Origin of the sequence: Yersinia nurmii (assembly GCF_001112925.1) — a bacterium.
GTDB lineage: Bacteria > Pseudomonadota > Gammaproteobacteria > Enterobacterales > Enterobacteriaceae > Yersinia > Yersinia nurmii.
In genome coordinates this window covers 64,412-88,366 of record NZ_CPYD01000004.1, presented here as the reverse complement: position 1 = coordinate 88,366, position 23,955 = coordinate 64,412, and the positions used below count along the sequence as shown (strand labels likewise).

Genomic DNA, 23,955 nt, shown 5'->3' with positions numbered 1-23,955 from the left:
TTGCACAAAGTTGCAACATGCTGGATATTGTGACTCATAAAAAACATAACTCCCTTTATTCAGGACAGGAGCCAGACGGCATGGGCAGCACAACAATGGGCGTGAAACTCGATGAGGCGACACGCGATCGTATTAAAACGGCAGCACAACAAATTGATCGCACCCCGCACTGGCTGATTAAGCAGGCCATATTTAACTATCTGGAACGCCTAGAAAATGGCGCTGATATGCCAGAAATTCCAGCGTTAGCCGCGGCTTCCCCTGCTGAAACGGACGACATTATGCCGCAATCGGTGGAAACAGCCCACCAACCATTCCTTGATTTTGCAGAACATATATTGCCGCAGTCCGTCACCCGTGCCGCCATCACCGCCGCCTATCGCCGCCCGGAAACCGAAGCCATTCCAATGTTGCTGGAACAGGCGCGTTTGCCCGCCGATCTGGCCGATGCGACTCACAAACTGGCCTACGGTATTGCCGAAAAGTTGCGCAACCAGAAAAGTGCCAATGGCCGCGCCGGTATGGTGCAAGGTCTGTTGCAGGAATTCTCTCTTTCTTCTCAGGAAGGCGTGGCGCTAATGTGTCTGGCGGAAGCGCTGCTGCGTATTCCAGATAAACCCACTCGCGATGCGCTGATCCGCGATAAAATTAGCAACGGTAACTGGCATTCCCATTTGGGCCGCAGCCCATCGCTGTTTGTTAACGCAGCAACCTGGGGTTTGCTGTTCACCGGCCGTCTGGTCTCCACGCATAATGAAGCCAAACTCTCCAGCTCTCTGAACCGTATTATCGGTAAAGGTGGTGAGCCTTTGATCCGCAAAGGCGTGGATATGGCGATGCGCCTGATGGGCGAGCAATTCGTCACCGGTGAAACCATTGCAGAAGCGCTGGCCAACGCGCGTAAGCTGGAAGATAAAGGTTTCCGTTATTCTTACGATATGTTGGGTGAAGCGGCGCTGACCGAAGCCGATGCGCAGGCTTATCTGATTTCCTATCAGCAGGCGATTCACGCTATCGGCAAAGCCTCTAATGGCCGCGGGATTTATGAAGGGCCGGGTATTTCCATCAAACTCTCTGCCCTACACCCGCGCTATAGCCGCGCTCAATACGAGCGTGTGATGGATGAGTTATACCCTCGCCTATTGTCCCTGACGCTACAGGCTCGCCAGTATGATATTGGTATCAATATCGACGCCGAAGAGGCGGATCGTCTGGAGATCTCCCTCGATCTGCTGGAAAAACTGTGTTTCGAGCCGCAGTTAGCCGGTTGGAACGGTATCGGTTTTGTCATTCAGGCTTATCAAAAACGCTGTCCGTTCACCATTGATGCAGTGATTGATATGGCACAGCGTAGCCGTCGTCGCCTAATGATTCGTTTGGTGAAAGGCGCTTACTGGGATAGTGAAATTAAGCGCGCACAGGTTGAGGGTCTGGAAGGCTATCCGGTGTATACCCGTAAGGTGTATACCGATGTGTCTTATCTCGCCTGCGCCCGTAAACTGCTGGCTGTACCAAACCTGATTTACCCTCAGTTCGCTACCCATAACGCCCATACTTTATCTGCCATCTATCATTTGGCGGGCAATAACTATTATCCAGGTCAATATGAATTCCAATGCCTGCACGGCATGGGCGAGCCGCTGTACGAACAAGTGGTAGGAAAAGTGGCCGATGGCAAGCTCAATCGCCCGTGCCGCATTTATGCACCGGTAGGCACCCACGAAACGCTGCTGGCTTATTTGGTTCGTCGTCTGCTGGAAAATGGCGCTAATACCTCGTTTGTAAACCGTATTGCCGATGCAACGCTACCATTAGATGAGCTAGTCGCCGATCCGGTTGCCGCTGTAGAGGCGTTGGCCGCCACTGAAGGTCAGTTAGGTTTGCCTCATCCACGTATTCCATTGCCTCGTGATTTATACGGCAGTGACCGCGCCAACTCCAGCGGTTTGGATCTGGCTAATGAACATCGTCTGGCCTCACTCTCCAGTGCTCTATTAAGCAGCGCCACCCAGCCTTGGTGCGCAGAACCGATTATTGATGCCGAACGGGATCAGAGCGGCGTAGAACAACCGGTCATTAACCCGGCAGAACCGAGTGATGTGGTGGGTTATGTACGTGAAGCCAGCGCCGATGAAGTCAGTCGCGCGTTGGATGCTGCCGCAGCCGCTGGCCCAATCTGGTTTGCCACACCGCCGACAGAACGCGCCGCCATTTTGGTACGCGCCGCCGAGTTGATGGAAGCTCAAATGCAAAGCCTGATGGGCGTTCTGGTGCGCGAAGCCGGTAAAACCTTCAGCAACGCCATTGCAGAGGTACGCGAAGCGGTAGATTTCCTGCATTATTACGCCGGAATGGTTCGGGATGATTTCTCGAATGACAGCCATCGCCCGCTTGGCCCGGTGGTTTGTATCAGTCCGTGGAACTTCCCGCTGGCCATTTTTACCGGACAGGTTGCCGCAGCCCTCGCCGCAGGTAACAGCGTGCTGGCAAAACCGGCGGAACAAACCCCGCTGATCGCTGCTCAGGCGGTGCGTATTCTACTGGATGCAGGTATTCCGCAGGGCGTATTGCAGCTGTTGCCTGGTCAGGGTGACAGCGTTGGTGCCTTGCTGGTCAATGATGCGCGAGTGCGCGGCGTGATGTTCACTGGCTCTACTGAAGTTGCCAGCATTCTGCAACGTAGCATTGCCGGTCGCCTCGACCCTCAGGGTCGTCCAACCCCGTTAATCGCAGAAACCGGCGGTTTGAACGCAATGATCGTGGATTCATCCGCCCTGACCGAACAGGTGGTTACCGACGTGGTTGCTTCCGCCTTTGACAGCGCGGGCCAACGCTGCTCTGCCCTGCGTATTCTGTGTATTCAGGAAGACGTGGCTGAGCACACGCTGCAAATGCTGCGTGGCGCTATGGCGGAATGTCGTATGGGAAATCCTGAGCGTCTGTCTACGGACATCGGCCCGGTTATCGATGCAGAAGCCAAAGCCGGTATTGAGCGCCATATTCAGGCGATGCGTGCCAAAGGTCGCAAAGTCTATCAGGCCGCGCAGGCGAATACTCAGGATGAGAAAGAGTGGCAACGCGGCACCTTTATCAAACCGACGCTGATCGAATTGGATAGCTTTGACGAGTTGCAAAAGGAAGTCTTTGGTCCGGTACTGCATGTCGTGCGTTTCCAGCGACAGAACCTGACCGCGTTGGTGGATCAAATCAACGCTTCCGGTTATGGCTTAACGCTGGGTATTCATACCCGAATTGATGAAACCATTGCTCGCGTCACCGATCGCGCCAAAGTCGGCAACCTTTACGTCAACCGTAATATGGTCGGTGCGGTAGTTGGGGTGCAACCATTCGGCGGAGAAGGGCTATCCGGCACAGGGCCGAAAGCCGGTGGGCCACTGTATTTGTATCGTCTGCTGTGTAGTCGTCCGGAAGACGCGGTAACGTCAACCTTGGCGCGTCAGGACAGTGAGCATCCGCAGGACGTCACCGCACGTGAATCCCTGCTGACCGCTCATCGCGCCCTAGTTAGCTGGGCCAACGAACAGAAGCAAAGCGAGCTAGTTAGCCTGGCTGAACGCTACGGTGATCTGGCTCAGGGCGGAACTATTCGTCTACTACCGGGGCCAACCGGTGAGCGCAATACCTATGCGCTACTGCCGCGTGAGCGGGTGTTGTGTCTGGCGGATAATGAGCAAGACGCTTTGATTCAGCTGGCGGCAGTGCTGTCGGTTGGCAGTCAGGTACTCTGGCCAGACAGCGGTATTCAGAAGGAATTGTTCCGTCGCTTGCCTGCAGCCGTACAGAGTCGACTAACCTTAACGCCGGACTGGCAGAGTGAGAAGGCGGTATTTGACGCAGTGATTTACCACGGTGATGCCGATCAGCTACGTACCCTGTGCGAGCAAGTGGCGCAGCGGGACGGCGCAATTGTGTCAGTACAGGGCTTCGCGCGCGGTGAAACCAATATCCTGCTGGAACGTCTGCTAGTGGAGCATTCACTCAGTGTGAATACCGCCGCTGCCGGTGGCAACGCCAGTTTGATGACTATCGGCTGATCGTTTGATGGTTGGTGTCTGTATGACGGAAAGGCTCTTAGGAGCCTTTTTGTTTTTTAGGTTCGAAATCTAAGGTTAGTCTGAAATCGGATCGAGTTTCGGTCGATATTCGATGAGTGAATATCTTGCCTCTACAACCTCAACCGAATTGAGGCTCCTCGGCGCGCCATGAGCCGCAGGGCCAAGCTGGAATTCTGAGCAAGCCCGCAGGCGAATCTCGCTCTGCTCACAAGGCGAGGAGAACATAAGGGAAGTTTGTAGATGCCAAGCGTGGGTGCAGGGTTAGGGCGACTGCCAACCCTGCTCGGAAGCCTTCATGGCGAATGAAGATATACGGGGTATTGGGATTTTGAAACGCGCCCCCTGGGTATCATCTGTTATTTAGAAACTTATCTAAGAACTGCTTCGTGCGCTCATGCTGCGGATTTGCAAACAATGCCTTCGCTATCCCCTGCTCGACGATCTGCCCGTGATCCATAAAGATCGCCCTGTCAGCTACATCGCGAGCAAAACTCATTTCGTGAGTCACGATCACCATAGTGCGTCGTTCTTCCGCCAAAGCTCGAATGGTGTTGAGCACCTCGCCCACCAGCTCAGGATCCAGCGCCGAAGTCGGCTCATCGAATAAAATCACTTCAGGCTGCATCGCCAAAGCCCTTGCTATCGCAACTCTCTGCTGCTGACCGCCAGAAAGACGGCGCGGATAGGCATTCTCCTTGCCGCTCAACCCTACTTTTGCCAGCAACGCGCGCGCCCTTTTCTCTGCGGATTCGCGCTTTTCCCCTTTCACAATCACCGGTCCTTCAATAATATTTTCCAGCACTGAACGATGAGGGAATAAATTGAAGTTCTGGAACACAAAACCCACCTGCTGACGCAGCGCTCGCACCTGCTTTTGCTGCTTACTAATAGGTTTAGAACCGTCAATCTGAATATCACCAACGCGAATAGTGCCAGAATCAGGAATTTCCAACAGATTAATGCTACGTAACAAGGTTGTTTTACCTGAGCCACTCGGCCCAATAATCGCCACCACTTCGCCGGTATTGACCTGTAGATCGATGCCATGCAGTACCTGTTGACCGTTAAACTGCTTGGTCAATTTCTTCACTTCAATGGTACTCATCGTTACTCCTGATCCTGACGATTAACATGTGCTTCTAATCGATTCTGCAGCGCCGACAGCAACGTAGCCATAATCCAGTAAATCAACGAGGCGGCCAGATACATGGTAAAGACTTCCAATGTACGCGAAGTCACTAACTGTGCCTGCCGGAACAGTTCCGGCACCTGAATCGTTGCCGCCAGTGAAGTATCTTTTACCAGCCCGATAAAACTGTTGCCCAACGGCGGGAGCGCCGTGCGCCCGGCCTGCGGCAGAATAACCCGATAGAGGGTCTGCCAGCGCGTCATACCGATACTGGCCGCGGCTTCCCACTGCCCTTTCTCAATCGAAGAAATAGCAGCCCTAAGCGTTTCCGAGGTATAAGCGGCGGTATTTAGAGATAAACCGAGCAGTGCAGCCGGCATCGGGTCCAGTTCAATATTGAATTGCGGTAAACCGTAATAAATCATAAACAACTGGGCGATCAACGGCGTGCCGCGAAATATTGAAACGTAGAAACGAGAAAACAGTGAAAAAGGTAAAAAATGGGACAAACGCATCATAGCCAGCATAAAGCCCAGCGCTAATCCCAGAAACATTCCCCCCAGACTGAGCTGGAGGGTTAACCAGGCACCTTTCAGTAAAAATGGTGCTGAATCCAGCACCAGTTGAATGCTTTCTTGCATTATTTAGTTACGTCCGCACCAAAATATTTCTCTGAAATCTTCGCCAAAGTGCCATCTTTCTGCATTTCAGCAATTGCCTGATTGATCGCCGCTAACAGCTCCGGATTATTTTTTCGCAGCGCTACGCCAGATTCCTGGCGGGCAAAAGCCGGCCCCGCAGCAACCAAGGTATCACCGGTTTTCTTCACCAGATCCAGCGCGGCTAAACGGTCAACCAGAATGGCATCGGTACGACCAATACGCAGATCCTGATATTTAGTTGGGTCATCATCATAAGTACGAATATCAACGCCTTTCAGATTGGTTCGCAGCCATTGCTCATAGTTACTGCCCAAACCGACTCCGACCTTCTTGCCCTGCAAATCTTCCGGCTTGTTGAATTTGCCTTCGTTGCCTTTTTTAACCAGAACCTGAATACCAGAAATCGTATAAGGCGTTGAGAAATCGTATTTTTTCTTACGATCTTCGGAAATGGTTACCTGATTGATAGCGACATCAATACGTTTGGACTCCAGCGATGCCAGCATGCCGTCCCATTTGGTAGGCTGTATTTTCGCCTTCACACCCATGTGTTCCGCCAATGCATTTGCGAAATCCACTTCGAAACCGGTCAGCTTGCCGTCTTCACCTTGGAAGCTAAACGGCGGATAAGTTCCTTCCAGCCCGACAATGAGAGTTCCACGTTGCTTAACCTGATCCAACAGATCGCCTGCCGCATAGGATTTGACGTTCAAACCCGTAGCCAGTGCCACCGCCATCATGCCCAGAACCACTCGACGACGTACAATTGAAAAGCCCATAGATACCCCGATTGTCATGTTTATCGTTTTGATATCGCTACGTTATCAGTCTTATGAATCAAATAAAGGAATATAACCTGATAACTATAGTTGAAAATGGAATAAATAATATCGATCCTCATATATGAGGATGATAGGCAAACAATGCCGGCGCGCCACCTGTATGGATAAATAATATTGGTCCGTTATCACAGAAGCGCTGTTGTGCCAGTCCGTCGATCAGCCCAGCCATGGCTTTACCGGTATAAACCGGGTCCAGTAACACCCCTTCCTGCTGCGCCAATAACTGCACAGCCGCCGTGCCTTCATCATTAGGAATACCGTACTGCGGGCCGAAGTATTCATCCCACAAATTGATATCCGCAACGGTAGAAATACCGAGGGAAAGAGCCAGGTCTCGCTGAATTTGTGCCACTTTTGGCCGCTGCTCTTCGGCTTTGCGTGAAACGGTCACACCAATCAATTCCACTTCCGGCAATAACTGTTGTAAACCCACCGCCAGACCGGCATGAGTTCCTGCACTACCGGATGCCACTACGACTGAGCTGAAATTAACTTTGCCCTGCGACTGCGCGGCTATCTCCAGCGAACACTGAATGTAACCCAAGGCTCCCAAAGCATTAGATCCGCCCACCGGCACCACATAAGGACGGAATCCCTGCGCCTCCAATCGGGTAGCCAGCTCGGCCAATTGCGCATTGGGGTCGACCAAAGCGTCACACATCACTACTTCCGCATTAAACAGGTCCAATAGCAGGCGGTTACCGTTGCTCAGATAGTTTTCTGCCTGCGTTCCCATCGGGTTTTCCAACAGTGCCACGCAATGCAAGCCTAGTTTGGCTGCAACGGCGGCAGTTTGCCTAACGTGGTTAGATTGAATAGCCCCCGCCGTGACCAGCGTATCCGCACCCAGCCGTAAGGCTTCCGCAGCCAAAAACTCCAGTTTACGCAGTTTATTTCCCCCCAGAGCAACCGGCGTGACATCGTCTCGTTTGATGTAAATTTCACGGCCTAAATAATCAGACAAGCGGGAAAGTTTTTCTAAGGGCGTGGTATGCCCAACCAGATCCAGACGCGGAAATTGCGCCAGTTTTTGTTGAAGAGTCACAGATCCTCCAAAGGAATGAAATAGAACGATTCTATAGATTTATCAGATGTCAGATGATTAATCACTGACTTTAGTGAAGGCTAAATCGATTATTAGAGTATACAAATGCAAAACGCCCGACGAGGCAATATTCTCCCGTCGGGCGTTAATCAAGAACTGAATAAAATTTAGTAATTTTTTTGCCAGGCCAAATATTGATCGTATTTGCGCAATGCAATGCGATAATTATTATGTGCCGCATTTGGCAGATCGTCGATAATTCGCTGATGCATGGTCTCACTGGCAAATTTCTCTGCCGGATAATTACTTGCCACCAGCATTTCATCCAAACGACGCAGACGCACCACATATTCCCTAACGGTACTGTGACTCATCTCAGTTTGTTCAAATAAATATTGTTTGAATGCCATAATGTCAAAATAACCCGGCGAACTATTACAATATATCTCACTGCAAAAGCGGCACAGCGCCGTCAACTCATTTTGTAAATTAACCCAGACCTGATCGTCAATCGGCTGATCCATTCCGGCAATGGCTTCTTTATTAATAATTTGCCCACGGAAAACCAACGCCATACGTTCCAATTGTTTATTACAGTGGGAGCAGTGGGTTTGAGTGTGTTTATAATCTTTTAGATAGCGGCTCAGGGGCCTTTTCTTTAAGGTAAGTCCAGACATAAGAAGACCTGCATAAATTAGGCTAAAGCAAAAAATAAAATTGAGCGAATGTGAATTAAGAGTCGTTATTCAGGCGGGCACGTAAGCGTTTAATCGCCTGGCTATGAAGCTGGCTGACGCGGGATTCCCCCACCTCTAGCACTGCGCCGATTTCCTTCAGGTTCAGCTCTTCCTGGTAATACAGCGTCAGCACCATTTTCTCGCGTTCAGGCAATGCCTCGATCGCTTCAATGACGCGCTGACGGAGATTCCCTTCCAACAGGTGCTGCAACGGATTGGCATCATCATGCCCTTCCAATACGGGTTCAACGCTTTCGCCGTGCTCCTCCCGCCACTCATCGTAGGAGAACAGCTGGCTATTATTGGTATCCAATAAGATTTGGCGGTATTCATCCAGATTGATATCCAGAATCTGGGCAACCTCTTGTTCCGTCGCCGGTCGCCCGACTTTTTGTTCAACCTGACGCATAGCCTGTGCCACTTCGCGCGCATTGCGGCGAACGCTGCGTGGTGCCCAATCGCGGCTACGCAGCTCATCCAGCATTGCACCGCGAATACGTTGCACGGCATAGGTGGTAAAGGCAGTCCCCTGTAGCGCATCGTAGCGTTCGACGGCGTTCAGCAGCCCAATACCACCGGCTTGCAGCAGGTCATCCAGTTCTACACTGGCAGGCAGGCGAACCTGCAAACGCAGTGCCTCGTGGCGAACCAGAGGAACGTAGCGTTGCCAGAGGGAATTTTTATCCATCACGCCTTCGGCGGTATATAGATCGCTCACTATGACAGGCACCTACGGGTAAGAGAGTCGTACCATTATCCTGTCAGGTCACGCAGACAATCGCCGGAATAGACATAGAAAAGGGCGGCTATTTGCCTTATGCGCTTTTTTAGTTCGGGAGTGACAAAGCATTTCTGTATAAAATAGTTGGCGCAGGCCAGTTTAAACCTGCGCCACAGCACGTTTGACTACACCAGCAGTTGCAAAAGAGATAAATCGTCGTTCACTTTGACTTGATCGATTTCATGGATAAAATCGGCGGTGGCCTTGGCGCTATGCTGGCGGAAAGTGTGATAGGAGTAGAAAATATCGATAACATGTTCTTCGGTCAGATCGCCAACTTTAATCAAATGAGCGCTGATCAACGACTTGATGAAGAAATAATCGACCACCAGAAGATACAGGCTCTTTAGCAGAGGCTGATCGCCTTTCATTGCAAACTGGTCGTGGTGTAAACGGTATAGGAAATAGTTACGCAACAGATAAGGACGCTGGTTCAGGAAAGGCATCGCCTGCTCATTCCATACGTTACCCAACTGTTTCATCCGTTCTTCCAACTGCTCATTATCAAAATCGACCACCAAGTGGTTGATTAAATGGCCCAAATAACCAAATAACGTTTCGCGGCCGCGCGCGTGTGGTGCATCAGTAGTAAACTTCTGCAACCGCATTAATAGCTGCCACTGAAGTCCCTGATTAAATGGAATGTTACTAAGATATCCTGCAATGTCACCATTCTGTAATTTATTGACCAAATCACCAAAGGCGGTTTCCATTGCGGGTAACTTACTTTCTACATCACCGCTTAATTTTTGGTAATACAACAAGAATGATGTGATGGCGTAAAGATTTTCTTCGATACGGCTTTGCTCCGGCATAATTAAATTGGCGCAGAACAGATTAACCAACTGATTTTCCATATTCAGATCAGAGGCTTTGAAATTTCCCGTTTGAGTAATAGTCGTCGCCTGCATATTTAATGCATTAGGATTCAGCAATACTTGGCGCGCAGCTTCCGGACAGGAAATGGTTAACGTATTTAATTTTTGCTTTTTATATATATGCTCCATACGCGGATAGGTAGCACAAGTGACGCTTAATGCTCTCCCCCCCAGACGTTTATGCACATTACACAGACGCTCTTCATCTAAATAAGGACAATTTTGTTCTTCATTCAACTTTATGGAAGCCCAATTTTCCTGACTTTTTTTACTCACAATAATATTGGTTACAGCGATACGTCTGATATCCGCATTCTGGCTTTTCGCATATTTTCGATAAGTATCTTTATCGAGTGTAATACTCCAGCGTTTACAGCAATGGTCGCGGCAGGCAGAGCCTACACAGCTAAAGTTAGCCACATAATCTGGCTGAATGACCTGAAGTTCTTTCACTTAATACCCCTTCCCGTTGCTGGAATGCTTGCATGTATCATAGGCTAATACCCTTATGGGGATGCTACCCTATGACAAAAGGCGGCTTAGAGCCGCCTTTGCATAATTAAACCCTGACCAAATTAACGCAGCAGTGACAAGACGGTCTGCGGAACCTGGTTAGCCTGTGCCAATACGGAAGTCCCCGCCTGTTGCAGGATCTGCGCACGGCTCATGTTGGACACTTCGGTAGAGTAGTCGGCATCCTGAATACGGCTACGTGCAGAAGTCAGGTTGTTGACGGTGTTGTTCAGGTTAGTAATGGTTGACTCAAAACGGTTCTGAGACGCACCCAAAGTACTGCGCTGGGTATCAACCGCTTTCAGGGCTTTATCGATAGCAGCCAAAGGACCACCCGCATCTGCAGTACCGGTAGCGCCACCGGTAACGGTGCCTTTCAGTACGTCGAAGCCTTTCGCCGCTACGGTACGCACGTTGCCGTTAACCGCTTCGCCTGCGTCAGTCGCTTCTTTCATTTTGGTATCGAGAACCGCTTTAGCTGCGGTGGTATCAGGCAGTTTAGTGGCATCGGCATCAGAGATTTTTTTCTTCGCGTCGTAATCAGTTTGTGCTGTATCAACCGCAGCTTTCTTAGTAAATGCGTAAGTATTGACGGTATCGCCAGACACGCCGCCAGCGCCCGCTGCTGCTAAGTTCCAGCCTGCGCTTGAACCGATAGCGATGCTGATTTTCTCGCCGTCTTTAGAACCCACCTGGAAATCGTAGTTGGAATCGGTCGCAGTACGGTTATCCAATACTTTGATGCCGTTGAAATCGGTTTGCTTGGTGACGCGGTTGATTTCTTCCATACGCTGGTTAACTTCAGACTGGATGGAATCGATATCAGACGCAGAGTTAGAGCTGCTTTGCGCCTGAACGGTCAGGTCACGTACGCGCTGTAGGTTGTTGTTGATTTCGCCCAACGCGCCTTCCGCGGTCTGAGACAGTGAAATACCGTCGTTCGCGTTACGCGCAGCCTGAGTCAGACCGTTGATGTTAGAAGTAAAACGGTTGGCGATAGCCTGACCCGCAGCGTCATCCTTGGCACTGTTAATACGCAGACCAGAAGACAAACGCTCAATGGCGGTGCCCAAAGAAGACTGGGATTTGTTCAGGTTATTTTGTGTCATCAGAGACAGGCTATTAGTGTTAATTACCGCCATGGTATTATTCCTTAAATATGTTTCGGCTAATGTTTAGGCTTCTTGCCTACGGCTTCAATCACCGTCCCCTTATTTATCGGCATCTGCATTCATAGCTTTAATTAAATCGCGTGTTTTTATTAAAAAAAACAATAAATAACAGACACAAAAAAGCCCCCGCAATGCGGAGGCTCGATACCTTACTCGACTGGAAATTAACGCAGCAGAGACAAGACAGTTTGTGGAACCTGGTTAGCCTGTGCCAATACAGAAGTCCCCGCCTGTTGCAGGATCTGCGCACGGCTCATGTTGGACACTTCGGTAGAGTAATCGGCATCCTGAATACGGCTACGTGCAGAAGTCAGGTTGTTGACGGTGTTGTTCAGGTTAGTGATGGTTGACTCAAAACGGTTTTGAGACGCACCCAACACGCTGCGCTGAGTATCAACCGCTTTCAGGGCTTTATCGATAGCAGCCAATGGACTACCACCATCTGCAACGCCAGCAGCGCCGCCGGTAACGGTGCCTTTCAGTACGTCGAAGCCTTTCGCTGCTACGGTACGCACGTTGCCGTTAACCGCTTCGCCTGCGTCAGTCGCAGTTTTCATCAAAGCTGGCATTTTGGCAGTTTCTGTATCCAATGCAGCTTTAGCTGCAGTGGTATCAGGCAGTTTAGTGGCATCGGCATCAGAGATGGCTTTCTTCGCCAGGTAATCCGTGTTTTTAGCATCAACAATCACTTGTTGATCGCTAACGGCTTTCGTGGTTTTGAATTCGTAGGTGTTTACAGTATCGCCAGACACGCCGCCAGCGCCCGCTGCTGCTAAGTTCCAGCCTGCGCTTGAACCGATAGCGATGCTGATTTTCTCGCCGTCTTTAGAACCCACCTGGAAATCGTAGTTGGAATCGGTCGCAGTACGGTTATCCAATACTTTGATGCCGTTGAAATCGGTTTGCTTGGTGACGCGGTTGATTTCTTCCATACGCTGGTTAACTTCAGACTGGATGGAATCGATATCAGACGCAGAGTTAGAGCTGCTTTGCGCCTGAACGGTCAGGTCACGTACGCGCTGCAGGTTGTTGTTGATTTCGCCCAACGCGCCTTCCGCAGTCTGAGACAGTGAAATACCGTCGTTCGCGTTACGCGCAGCCTGAGTCAGGCCGTTGATGTTAGAAGTGAAACGGTTGGCAATCGCCTGACCCGCTGCATCGTCCTTCGCGCTGTTGATACGCAGACCAGAAGACAGACGCTCAATGGCGGTGCCCAAAGTAGACTGGGATTTGTTCAGGTTGTTCTGAGTCAGCAGAGACAGGCTGTTAGTGTTAATTACCGCCATAGTATTATTTCCTTTAAATATGTTTCGGCTAAGGTTTAGGCTCATTGCCTACGGCTTCAATCACCGTCCCCTTATTTATCGGCACTAACATTGATATCTTTAATGAATCTTTACCCTTCATACAGATTTTTATTCAAACGCCTAAAACAAAAAAGCCCCCGCGATGCGGAGGCTCGGTACCTTACTCGACTGGAAATTAACGCAGCAGAGACAAGACAGTTTGTGGAACCTGGTTAGCCTGTGCCAATACGGAAGTCCCCGCCTGTTGCAGGATCTGCGCACGGCTCATGTTGGACACTTCGGTAGAGTAATCGGCATCCTGAATACGGCTACGTGCAGAAGTCAGGTTGTTGACGGTGTTGTTCAGGTTAGTGATGGTTGACTCAAAACGGTTCTGAGACGCACCCAAAGTACTGCGCTGAGTATCAACCGCTTTCAGGGCTTTATCAATGTCAGCCAATGGTGTGGTGCCCGGAGCTTTGCTATCTGCACCAACGGTGCCTTTCAGTACGTCGAAGCCTTTCGCCGCTACGGTACGCACGTTGCCGTTAACCGCTTCGCCTGCGTCCGCTGCCAGCTTCATTTTAGCGTCAAGATCGGTTTTCGCTGTAGCTGTTATAGTGATATCCGCAGCGAGGCCAGATGCATCAGAGGTTTTCTTCGCTGCATCATATGCAGTTTGTGCTGCTGAAGCGTCTGTAGTTTTAGTGAAAGCATAGGTATTCACTGAATCAGATGAAGTGCCATCTGCTTTCGCCGCAGCCAAGTTCCAGCCGGCGCTTGAACCGATAGCGATGCTGATTTTCTCGCCGTCTTTAGAACCCACCTGGAAATCATAACCAGTATCGGTCGCAGTACGGTTATCCAACACTTTGATGCCGTTGAAATCGGTTTGCTTGGTGACGCGGTTGATTTCTTCCATACGCTGGTTAACTTCAGACTGGATGGAATCGATATCAGACGCAGAGTTAGAGCTGCTTTGCGCCTGAACGGTCAGGTCACGTACGCGCTGCAGGTTGTTGTTGATTTCGCCCAACGCGCCTTCCGCGGTCTGAGACAGTGAAATACCGTCGTTCGCGTTACGCGCAGCCTGAGTCAGACCGTTGATGTTAGAAGTGAAACGGTTAGCAATCGCCTGACCCGCTGCATCGTCCTTCGCGCTGTTGATACGCAGACCAGAAGACAGACGCTCAATGGCGGTGCCCAAAGTAGACTGGGATTTGTTCAGGTTGTTCTGAGTCAGCAGAGACAGGCTGTTAGTGTTAATTACCGCCATAGTATTATTTCCTTTAAATATGTTTCGGCTAAGGTTTAGGCTCATTGCCTACGGCTTCAATCACCGTCCCCTTATTTATCGGCACCTGCATTCATAGCTTTAATTAAATCGCGTATTTTTATTAAAAAAACCAATAAATAACAGACACAAAAAAGCCCCCGCAATGCGGAGGCTCGATACCTTACTCGACTGGAAATTAACGCAGCAGAGACAAGACAGTTTGTGGAACCTGGTTAGCCTGTGCCAATACAGAAGTCCCCGCCTGTTGCAGGATCTGCGCACGGCTCATGTTGGACACTTCGGTAGAGTAATCGGCATCCTGAATACGGCTACGTGCAGAAGTCAGGTTGTTGACGGTGTTGTTCAGGTTAGTGATGGTTGACTCAAAACGGTTCTGAGACGCACCCAACACGCTGCGCTGAGTATCAACCGCTTTCAGGGCTTTATCGATATCAGCCAATGGAGTCGTGCCGACTGCCAGACCAGCTGAATCCACATTACCTTTCAATACGTCAAAACCTTTTGCAGCAACGGTACGCGCATTGCCGTTAACCGCTTCACCAGCTGCGGTTGAAGTATCCAAAGCCGTTTTGAAGGCTGTGTTAGAGGCAGTCAATGCAGTATTAGCCGTACCGACAGCGGTAGTAGCGGTATCAAATGCAGTTTTAGCTGCGGTGGTTGTAGCAATATCACCGGGAGCAGCAGATGCATCAGAGATTGCTTTCGCAGCCAGATAAGCGCTGTTCTTCGCCGCAGCGTCAGCCGTTTTGGTATCAAAGTCGGTTTTTTTCGTCGTTACATCCGCTTGGGCAGTACCCAACGCGGTAGTAGTTTTGAATGCGTAAGTGTTTACAGTATCGCCAGACACGCCGCCAGCGCCCGCTGCTGCTAAGTTCCAGCCTGCGCTTGAACCGATAGCGATGCTGATTTTCTCGCCGTCTTTAGAACCCACCTGGAAATCGTAGTTGGAATCGGTCGCAGTACGGTTATCCAATACTTTGATGCCGTTGAAATCGGTTTGCTTGGTGACGCGGTTGATTTCTTCCATACGCTGGTTAACTTCAGACTGGATGGAATCGATATCGGATGCAGAGTTAGAGCTGCTTTGCGCCTGAACGGTCAGGTCACGTACGCGCTGTAGGTTGTTGTTGATTTCGCCCAACGCACCTTCCGCAGTCTGAGACAGTGAAATACCGTCGTTAGCGTTACGCGCAGCCTGAGTCAGACCGTTGATGTTAGAAGTGAAACGGTTGGCGATCGCCTGACCCGCTGCATCGTCCTTCGCGCTGTTGATACGCAGACCAGAAGACAGACGCTCAATGGCGGTGCCCAAAGAAGACTGGGATTTGTTCAGATTGTTTTGTGTCATCAAAGACAGGCTATTGGTATTAATTACCGCCATAGTGATATTCCTTCAATGTAGCTGATGAGTATTATTGGCGATTTGACTGAGTTATCGTCGCCATCACCAAAGGCTATCGGCACCTGCGCCGAGATCTTTAATCCGCAATTGAAATCACTCTGCCTTAATGCATAAATATGCACCCGAAATACTAGTCATTCAGTTCAATAGCGCAAATAGCTGTACTTAATGCCCCGCTATTCCATCCATCACTATTTATATTTTATGTGTAAACTTTTTTTACTCCTGGCCGATAACGCTATCACGACACTTGAATATTAAGGATTAGACATGGCAAGTATCAGCTCATTAGGTAGCGGTTCAGGAATGAACTTAAGTGAACTTTTAGACGGTTTGTCTGCAGCAGAACAAAAGCGTCTAACCCCTCTGACTCAGCAACAAACTAGCTTTAAAGGAAAGCTATCTGCATTTGGCGTGCTGCAAAACGCACTGGCAAAAGTGGAAACTGCAGCGGCTGCCCTGAAAAAAGCAGACACAATAAACGGCACGTCCGTCAGCAGTAAAAATGATGCATTTAGTGCAACAACCGACAGTGCTGCTAGCGCAGGTAGCTACAATATTGAAATTTCGCAATTGGCTCAGGCGCAATCCTTGCTATCCGGCAAAATGCCTAACCCAAAAGATAATTTGGGCAATAGTAATGAAACAAGAACCATTACTATTACTCAGCCTGGCCAAGAAAAGCCGATGGAAGTTACATTGGCAAAAGATAAAACCTCCCTGACTGATATCCGCGATGCTATCAACAAGCAGGAAGGCAGCGTTACCGCCAGTATTATGAAGGGGGATGACGATACCTATTACCTTTCGCTGACCTCAAAAGAAACCGGCACCAAGTCGGAAATGACCGTTAGCGTGACTGGCGATGATGATTTAGGTAAAATCCTGAACTATACGCCGGGAAGCACCAGCGCCGATGGCATGAAACAAACCGTTGCAGCAGCGGATGCCAAATTGAAAGTCAATGGCATTGATATCACTCGTCAAAGTAATGTGATTACCGATGCACCTGCTGGTGTGACGCTCACATTGAAGAGCCTTACGAAAACTGATACACCAGAAATTCTGACCGTGGTGCGCGATCCAAAAGCGACCAAAGAGGCGATTCAGGCTTTTGTCGATGCCTATAACTCACTGCAAACCACTTTTAGCTCACTGACCAAGTATACCGCGGTTGAAGCAGGTCAAGAGCAGTCGTCTGGCAACGGTGAATTGGTCGGCGACAATACGCTGCGTAATATTCAGACCCAACTGAAATCCCAGTTATCTTCTGCTCAAGGTGGCGATGTCAAAACCTTAGCCAGCCTGGGGATCACTCAGGATCTTAATGGGAAGCTGAAAATCGATAACGATAAACTGGATAAAGCGCTGAAAGAAAAACCAGGCAGCGTTAACCAGTTCTTTGCCGGAGACGGTGAAACTACTGGGTTTGCAACCCAAATGGATAAACTGCTGAACGGTGCCCTTGATACCTCGAAAGGTACCCTGAAAAGTGCAACTGACGGGATCAACCGTTCATTGAAAAATCTGGATAAACAGGTTATTTCAACAACAGCCAATATCAATGCCACTATTGAACGCTACAAGATCCAGTTCGGTCAGCTAGATAAATTGGTTACCTCGTTCAAAAACACAGGCAACATGCTGTTGGCACAATTTAAATAACAAAGGATAGGAAACATGTACAACCGGTCAGGGAGCCAGGCTTACGCACAGGTTGGATTGGAAAGCGGAGTCATGAGCGCCAGCCCCCACCAGTTGATCGTGATGCTGTTCGACGGGGCGCAAAGCGCCCTGGTTCGCGCACGTATTTTGATGAATCAGGGGGAGATTGCCGCAAAGGGATTAGCTATTTCCAAAGCTATCAATATCATTGATAACGGCCTGCGTACTGGGCTTGATATGGAAAAAGGCGGCGAACTGGCAGAAAATCTGTCAGCGTTGTATGACTATATGTCACGTCGCTTACTGCATGCCAATTTGCATAATGACGAGCAGGCTATTGTCGAAGTCGAAGCCTTGCTTGAAAATATTGCTGATGCCTGGCGGCAGATCGGCCCCAATTATCAACCCAATTAGGACCCCATTTAATGGAACGTCACCAGCACCTTCTATCCGAATATCAACATATCCTGACCCTCAGTGAACAAATGCTTGCCTTTGCCATTGAGGGAAATTGGGATGCGCTGGTTGATCTGGAAATGACTTATCTGAAAGCTGTTGAAAGTACCGCCAACGTGACCATTTCTTCTTGCTCATCTCTTTCACTGCAAGAGATATTAAGAAAGAAATTAAAAACTATTTTAGATAATGAAACTGAAATTAAGCGTTTATTACAGCTACGCCTAAATGAATTAAGCGAACTGGTCGGACAATCAACCCGACAACAAGTGGTAAATAATACTTATGGTCAGTTCCCAGACCATGCAGTGTTATTAGGTGAAACACAATAGTGATGGTTTTATCAACATAACAACAAGATAGATATTCTCATTTTACATTCGAATGAAATCATTAACATTGCAAGTAATATTTTTTATTACTCTGGATGAGCGTGATTTTATCGGTGTGTTTGCCCTGTTTACATGGCTATTTGTGTGTGCCAACAAACCAGTTTTTTTTCTCGACGAAATAGCACTACGCACTAAATTTGTATTAAAATAAGTTGCTAGTCTGGTGCGCAACGCGTAAAGATATTCTCAGGTAAAGACTGTGAAATGAATATCGATGGAACGTACAATTAATCTATGTTCGGGGATTGGCAGTTCAACGCATGTTATTCAACATACTGAGCTTGCACTCACCTCGATTTATATACAACACCCACTGCTGATTATGGTTAACCACGGCCATAAGGTTATTCGCTGGGCAAACCAGGAATGTATAATCCTGCCCGGCGAGATGGTCGCTATCAGCGGTGGTCAAACTATAGATATTATCAACGGATTATCTGCAGATGGGGTTTTCTTCAGCCATACGCTGAGTATTGATCCTCAGTTAATCAATACATTTGCCCATAATCCCAAAACCAATGACCTGTCCGTAATACCGGCTGTCATGCCGGTGCGCAATCCTGCACCGGAATTTATCAATGCTTTCACCAACACTTTTAAGGTATTAGCTGATAACAATGATATTCCGAAGCCCATCATTCGCCATCGCATGGTGGAGCTATTACTTTGGCTGGCCCAGCGTGGCGTTAAATTCTTAATAAAGGATGCAGAAACGCTGACAGAAAAAGTACGCTGCTGTCTGGCAACCGACCCTCATAAAATATGGACGGTTGCCGAGGTCGCAGAGCGAATGTCTATGAGCGAAGTGGTATTACGACGGAAACTTTCTGCCGAGAACGTAGTATTACGCAATTTAATGATTGATGTCCGCATGACCAGCGCATTAACGCTGTTACAAGCAACCGACTGGCCGATATCATTAATTGCCAACCGCGTCGGCTATGAGAGTTCATCACGCTTTGCAGAGCGATTCCGTAAACGTTTTGGCTTTGCACCAACAGCCATACGCGGCCACCACCGGCTGACATCAGGCTCGTTGGAAACAGAATCGCAATACAATAGTGATTTTAAACCGTCCTATTCCTAACCTGTTATAGCGGCAGGCGGCGGGCAAGCTATTTTAAAAAATTTAATGTTATTCTTAATTGAATATCGACGCGTTAGCGCATTACCAATCCGCATTTTTTATCTTCGAAAAAATAAATAAAAGAGTTTAAAATCAACAGATTAATGATGACAACCATACCTGTTGAAATACGGTTTTTGTAATAGCAACTATTATAAAAGCAATCGGGGGTAATCTGCACGCGGGTACCTATGTTACGAATGACTCTGAGTCTTAAAAACCGTTACCCTTTGCATATCCAGATCGCATCCTTATTTACGCTGCTAATTCTGATCATTGGCGCCGTCATTATTTTGTTCAATCACCACCAGCTCACCAAACTGACCGAAAGCAGCACTCTGGAACAATATCAAAAAACAGGGAAAGCCATTGCCGCAGAACTGAATAGCATTACTCACTCTATGTCTATGTCAGTCAATATGTTAGCTAGCTTAGCTATAACCGAAAACACCGCCTTTGAACAACAAACGCTCTCGGTTGAACGGCTCAGCGAAATTTTAAATTTAAATAAATATGCCAGTGCCATTTATAGTGGTCATGACAACGGTGATTTCTTTCTTCTAAGACGAGCCAGTAATACTAATCGGCCTATATTAGGTGCTCCTCCCAATACCGAATGGATAATACAGCGCAGCCAAATAGCCGGAAAATCACCGATAAAAGACTATATTTTCCTTGATGCGCAGCAACAAATAATTTCTAACCGGCGGGTAGAAATGGATCCTTTCGATCCGCGATTACGCACTTGGTTTACCTCGGCATTGCAGAATAACGGGGTCACGATCTCGCCGGTTTATATCTATCAAGCTACAAAAGAACCGGGAATAACCTTTAGCAAAAGAGCGTTAAATAGAAGCTCGGTCGTGGGGATGGATATATCACTCGCTTCACTGAGTGAGTTCTTACAACAGCAAAATTTACCTATTGGCAGTCAGGCCGTCATTATTGATGCAAAAAATGATGCTATCGCGAGTTTAAATTCAAAGGGAGATCGCAAAACTCTTAGCCCAGTATTAATGTCATTATTAGGCCTCAAAACATCATCTACGGAGGCAGCCAGCCAAAGCCATATATTTACCAGCGAACAGCAAGAATGGTATGGCAGCATCATTCCGATAAATGAGAATGGTTATCAATTAATTATTGCTACACCATCGTCGTATCTTACCGCTAATGCTAACCAGATTCGTAATAACTCAACCCTAATTGCCTGTGCTCTCCTGTTATTATCCCTACCAATCATTTGGTTCTTTTCTCTAAGAATATCCCACCCCTTAATACGCCTACGTCAGGATGCCGATGCCATTAGCCATTTACATTTTGATGAACGGGAAAGTGAACCGTCAATTATTCAGGAAATTGACGAATTACATGCATCAATGAAGAAGATGAAATTGACGCTCAATCAATTTATTTCGATGGGAAATATACTCGCCGCTGGCCACAACTTCGCGGCGCAAATGGAGGGGTTATTATTGGAAACCACACAGATTGCCAGTATGTCTGGTGGTATTATTTTCCTGAATGATGACAAAAATCCTGCATTCCGCCCTATCGCCTTTCAATGGAAAAACCAGGCCATTGACGTTAGCAACATGCCTAAACTGGCCATTAGCGATAGCTATTTCACCCCGTTTAACTCAGTGATGTGGGGCAGAACCTCATCGGGAATAGTGAATAAAGATAATTTGTGGCCTGCCCTGCATGAGGTTTTGGCCGACCAGCTCCCTCTGCATTTTATTATTGCCCCGATACGAGGACATGACGATGAGTTATTCGGATTCTTATTACTCTTTGATGATGAGTCGATGAATCATGAAAGAAAGTATTCACGGATACAGTTGGTTAATGCACTGGTCGGTAGCCTGTCCATTTCTGTCGAAGCACAGCATTTACTGCAGGAGCAAAAAAGCCTGCTAGATTCCTTTATCAAGCTGATTGCAGGCGCTATTGATGCCAAAAGCGCTTATACCGGCGGACATTGTCAACGGGTTCCGGTTATTACCGAAATGCTGGCGAAGGCTGCCGTTGAAATGAAAGAAGGCCCCTTTGCCGATTTCACTTTGAGTAATGATGAATGGGAAGAACTGAATACTGCATGCTGGTTACATGACTGCGGGAAAATTACCACTCCCGAATTTGTTGTTGATAAAGCCACCAAACTGGAAACCATTTATAACCGGATTCATGAAATTCGTATGCGCTTTGAAGTATTAAAACGAGAGAAAGAAATCGACTTTTTACGCCAATGCCTCGCCCAACCTGAGCAAGAACCCGATTGGTCGCAGATAAATCAGGAATTACGGAAACTGGATGAGGATTACTATTTCATTGCCCAGACCAATATTGGTCAGGAGGGATTATCCGATGAAGCCGTTAAGCGTATTCATGATATTGCTCAATACCGCTGGACACGGACGCTCGATGATAGAACCGGCCTAGGCAATGAAGAGATGTCTAGGAAAAACCGCACCCCACAAAAACCCTTACCGGCTCAGGAGCCACTCTTGGCGGACAAAGAGGAACATATTATTTATCGGGACGATAAAATCAAACATCCAGAATACTATGATTTCAAAGTGCAGCCACCGACTCATCTGTATAACCATGGTGAAGTGTATAACCTGAGTATTAGACGCGGGACGCTGACGGAAGAAGACCGTTATAAAATCAATGAACACATCATTCAGACGATCATCATGCTGAAAAAGCTCCCCTTCCCTCGTACCATGTCAAACGTACCAACCATTGCCGGGGGACATCACGAAAGAATGGATGGGAAAGGTTATCCTAATCAACTGAATGCCCAGCAGATGAGTCTGACCATGCGCATGATGGCCATTGCTGACGTATTTGAAGCGCTGACTGCGGCAGATCGCCCTTATAAATCAGGTAAAAAGCTGTCCGAGTCATTAACTATCATGGCGAATATGGTTAACGACAACCATCTTGATCGACAATTGTTTGTCTTGTTTATCGAATCGGGAATCTGGCAAGACTACGCAAAAACCTATCTTCAGCCCGATCAAGTCGATCTCATCGATATTACCACCCTACTACGTAAGGTTAGCACCCCGTGATACCGAGAGATCTGACTATCAACGCGATGGATAGAGATTACGGCGATTAAAGATATCGTTGCTAAAATAGTGCCACGCCGGAATGGAAGTTACCGGCGTGGGATAAAAGCTATTGGCAATAATGGAATATCGCCAGTGCTGTCTGAAAAATCAATTTGCCTTCACGCAGCTACCAAAGAACATTTCAGTGATCAGCTCATTATTAATAGTTTCACCGCTGAGTGTTCTGACTAACAGTTCACTCCCCAATAGCTGCAGAGAGAAGACCATATCGGGATTAACTCGTTTAATTTTCGGCTGATTCTGGCTTTCATTGACTAACGAAATTGTTTTCGTCTCTGGCCCTGCCACTTCTTTCGCTGCCAAAAGGGTAAAGACATTCTCGGCATCGCTATTACACAGGGTAATAATATATTTCGCCTTATCTGCACCGGCGACTTTCAACGTCGCAACGGATGATGGATCGCCAGTCACCACGTCTGCGCCTTTCGGTAACTCCGCCGTTGTTCCGGTAGCCACTACCAGGGTAACCAGTTCGCCACGATCCCGCAGACCTTGATATACATTCAGTGCCAATGGGGTTGTACCGACAATAATAAAATGATTTTTACGTATCACGTGAGAGATCCTGCCTTTAACGATTCGCTGGATATTATGGCTAATCATCGGCCCGACAATGGCTGTAATCGATGCTGCGAATACCGTAATACCCATAATAATAATCGAAAGCGTAAACATGCGAGCATGCGTGGTCGCCGGAACAATATCGCCAAATCCTACCGTTGACATCGCCACTATAGCGAAATAGAACGCCGTCGGTAGATCCTCCACCGTAGGCGAAAATTCAGCACCTAAATAAAGCGTGCCAATCACCGCGTACAACAGCAGTGAAGAAATACTGACGATAGCAAATAAGCTGCTACTGGCCAGACTTTGATGATCGAACTGCCGCCAATAAATCAGTAATCCAAGAATAATAGCGACGGACAAACCGGTAATATGCACATCAGTATTACCGTTCATAAAATTCAGCAATGTCATTGCCAGCAGCAAAAACAGAGTGAAGACCCAAGCGGTACGAGCTTTAAGCGCTAAACCTATCGCCATCAGAATAAGGCTAAGGCCAATGACAAAACGGGGAATCTCCAATAGCCCTAACATGGACAACGTTTCTTTCCATGTACCTATGCTACCCAAGGTTTGGGGAACATAACTTAAGGTACGGGAAAGGACCGGCCCTAATATTAGGTAACCGTTAATAGCGACCATTACGGCCAGACAAAAAGTGGGGGATATACGCCCTTTAATCCTGTGAAATAATCTCATCAATAGACTAACCATCAGTGATAAAGTGGTTTTAGTATAGGTTTTATCTGAGTGAAAATATAGAGTTAAGCCATCGATGACTCTGCGATA

Annotated in this window: 18 protein-coding genes; 6 read left to right on the top strand and 12 right to left on the bottom strand. The window is 48.2% G+C overall.

Going from position 1 to position 23,955, the window contains the following annotated elements; all coding sequences use genetic code 11:
• The first annotated feature begins 80 nt into the window (after positions 1-80).
• Positions 81-4,055 carry a trifunctional transcriptional regulator/proline dehydrogenase/L-glutamate gamma-semialdehyde dehydrogenase gene (putA, locus tag AD970_RS06660; RefSeq protein ID WP_049597543.1) on the top strand — a complete coding sequence of 1,325 codons (3,975 nt, stop codon included), beginning with the start codon at positions 81-83 and terminating at the stop codon, positions 4,053-4,055.
• A 370-nt stretch (positions 4,056-4,425) separates the two neighbouring features.
• Here the strand turns inward: putA and tcyN are convergent, their stop codons facing one another.
• The 11 genes from tcyN to AD970_RS06605 all read right to left on the bottom strand — a co-directional run bounded on the left by tcyN (position 4,426) and on the right by AD970_RS06605 (position 15,799).
• Complete coding sequence (gene tcyN / locus AD970_RS06655) at positions 4,426-5,181, bottom strand: L-cystine ABC transporter ATP-binding protein TcyN (RefSeq protein WP_049597542.1); 756 nt, start codon at positions 5,179-5,181, stop codon at positions 4,426-4,428.
• 2 nt (positions 5,182-5,183) lie between these two features.
• Positions 5,184-5,846, bottom strand: a complete 663-nt coding sequence (tcyL, locus tag AD970_RS06650) for a cystine ABC transporter permease (RefSeq protein WP_049597541.1) — start codon at positions 5,844-5,846, stop codon at positions 5,184-5,186.
• Positions 5,846-6,646, bottom strand: coding sequence for a cystine ABC transporter substrate-binding protein (gene tcyJ, locus AD970_RS06645; protein WP_049597540.1), 801 nt, complete (start codon positions 6,644-6,646; stop codon positions 5,846-5,848). Before tcyJ ends, tcyL begins: the two co-directional genes overlap by 1 nt.
• A 118-nt stretch (positions 6,647-6,764) precedes the next feature.
• Positions 6,765-7,754, bottom strand: a complete 990-nt coding sequence (locus AD970_RS06640; protein WP_049597539.1) for a D-cysteine desulfhydrase — start codon at positions 7,752-7,754, stop codon at positions 6,765-6,767.
• Positions 7,755-7,921: 167 nt separating this feature from the next.
• On the bottom strand, positions 7,922-8,431 hold the full coding sequence (fliZ, locus tag AD970_RS06635) for a flagella biosynthesis regulatory protein FliZ (protein ID WP_049597538.1): 510 nt from the start codon (positions 8,429-8,431) through the stop codon (positions 7,922-7,924).
• A gap of 55 nt (positions 8,432-8,486) precedes the next feature.
• On the bottom strand, positions 8,487-9,209 hold the full coding sequence (locus AD970_RS06630; RefSeq protein WP_049597537.1) for an RNA polymerase sigma factor FliA: 723 nt from the start codon (positions 9,207-9,209) through the stop codon (positions 8,487-8,489).
• A 188-nt stretch (positions 9,210-9,397) separates the two neighbouring features.
• Positions 9,398-10,603: a flagellin lysine-N-methylase gene (gene fliB / locus AD970_RS06625; RefSeq protein ID WP_049597536.1), complete on the bottom strand. Its 1,206-nt coding sequence runs from the start codon at positions 10,601-10,603 to the stop codon at positions 9,398-9,400.
• 122 nt (positions 10,604-10,725) lie between these two features.
• A complete protein-coding gene (locus tag AD970_RS06620; protein WP_049597535.1) occupies positions 10,726-11,805 on the bottom strand; it encodes a flagellin N-terminal helical domain-containing protein in 1,080 nt (359 codons plus the stop codon).
• 194 nt (positions 11,806-11,999) lie between these two features.
• Positions 12,000-13,121 carry a FliC/FljB family flagellin gene (locus AD970_RS06615; protein ID WP_049597534.1) on the bottom strand — a complete coding sequence of 374 codons (1,122 nt, stop codon included), beginning with the start codon at positions 13,119-13,121 and terminating at the stop codon, positions 12,000-12,002.
• A 196-nt stretch (positions 13,122-13,317) separates the two neighbouring features.
• Positions 13,318-14,397: a FliC/FljB family flagellin gene (locus tag AD970_RS06610; protein ID WP_049597533.1), complete on the bottom strand. Its 1,080-nt coding sequence runs from the start codon at positions 14,395-14,397 to the stop codon at positions 13,318-13,320.
• A gap of 196 nt (positions 14,398-14,593) precedes the next feature.
• A complete protein-coding gene (locus AD970_RS06605; RefSeq protein ID WP_049597532.1) occupies positions 14,594-15,799 on the bottom strand; it encodes a FliC/FljB family flagellin in 1,206 nt (401 codons plus the stop codon).
• Between the two features lie 291 nt (positions 15,800-16,090).
• Between AD970_RS06605 and fliD the strand changes: the two genes are divergently transcribed.
• The 5 genes from fliD (at position 16,091) to AD970_RS06580 (ending at position 22,539) form a co-directional block, all read left to right on the top strand.
• On the top strand, positions 16,091-17,485 hold the full coding sequence (gene fliD / locus AD970_RS06600) for a flagellar filament capping protein FliD (protein WP_049597531.1): 1,395 nt from the start codon (positions 16,091-16,093) through the stop codon (positions 17,483-17,485).
• A gap of 15 nt (positions 17,486-17,500) precedes the next feature.
• Positions 17,501-17,899 carry a flagellar export chaperone FliS gene (gene fliS / locus AD970_RS06595; RefSeq protein ID WP_038241981.1) on the top strand — a complete coding sequence of 133 codons (399 nt, stop codon included), beginning with the start codon at positions 17,501-17,503 and terminating at the stop codon, positions 17,897-17,899.
• An 11-nt stretch (positions 17,900-17,910) separates the two neighbouring features.
• Positions 17,911-18,273, top strand: a complete 363-nt coding sequence (fliT, locus tag AD970_RS06590) for a flagella biosynthesis regulatory protein FliT (RefSeq protein WP_049597530.1) — start codon at positions 17,911-17,913, stop codon at positions 18,271-18,273.
• Between the two features lie 274 nt (positions 18,274-18,547).
• Positions 18,548-19,420, top strand: a complete 873-nt coding sequence (locus AD970_RS06585) for a helix-turn-helix transcriptional regulator (protein ID WP_049597529.1) — start codon at positions 18,548-18,550, stop codon at positions 19,418-19,420.
• Between the two features lie 230 nt (positions 19,421-19,650).
• Positions 19,651-22,539: an HD domain-containing phosphohydrolase gene (locus tag AD970_RS06580; protein WP_049597528.1), complete on the top strand. Its 2,889-nt coding sequence runs from the start codon at positions 19,651-19,653 to the stop codon at positions 22,537-22,539.
• A 150-nt stretch (positions 22,540-22,689) separates the two neighbouring features.
• Here AD970_RS06580 and kch read toward each other — a convergent pair whose 3' ends face one another.
• On the bottom strand, positions 22,690-23,865 hold the full coding sequence (kch, locus tag AD970_RS06575; protein ID WP_049597527.1) for a voltage-gated potassium channel protein: 1,176 nt from the start codon (positions 23,863-23,865) through the stop codon (positions 22,690-22,692).
• Positions 23,866-23,955 lie beyond the last annotated feature (90 nt).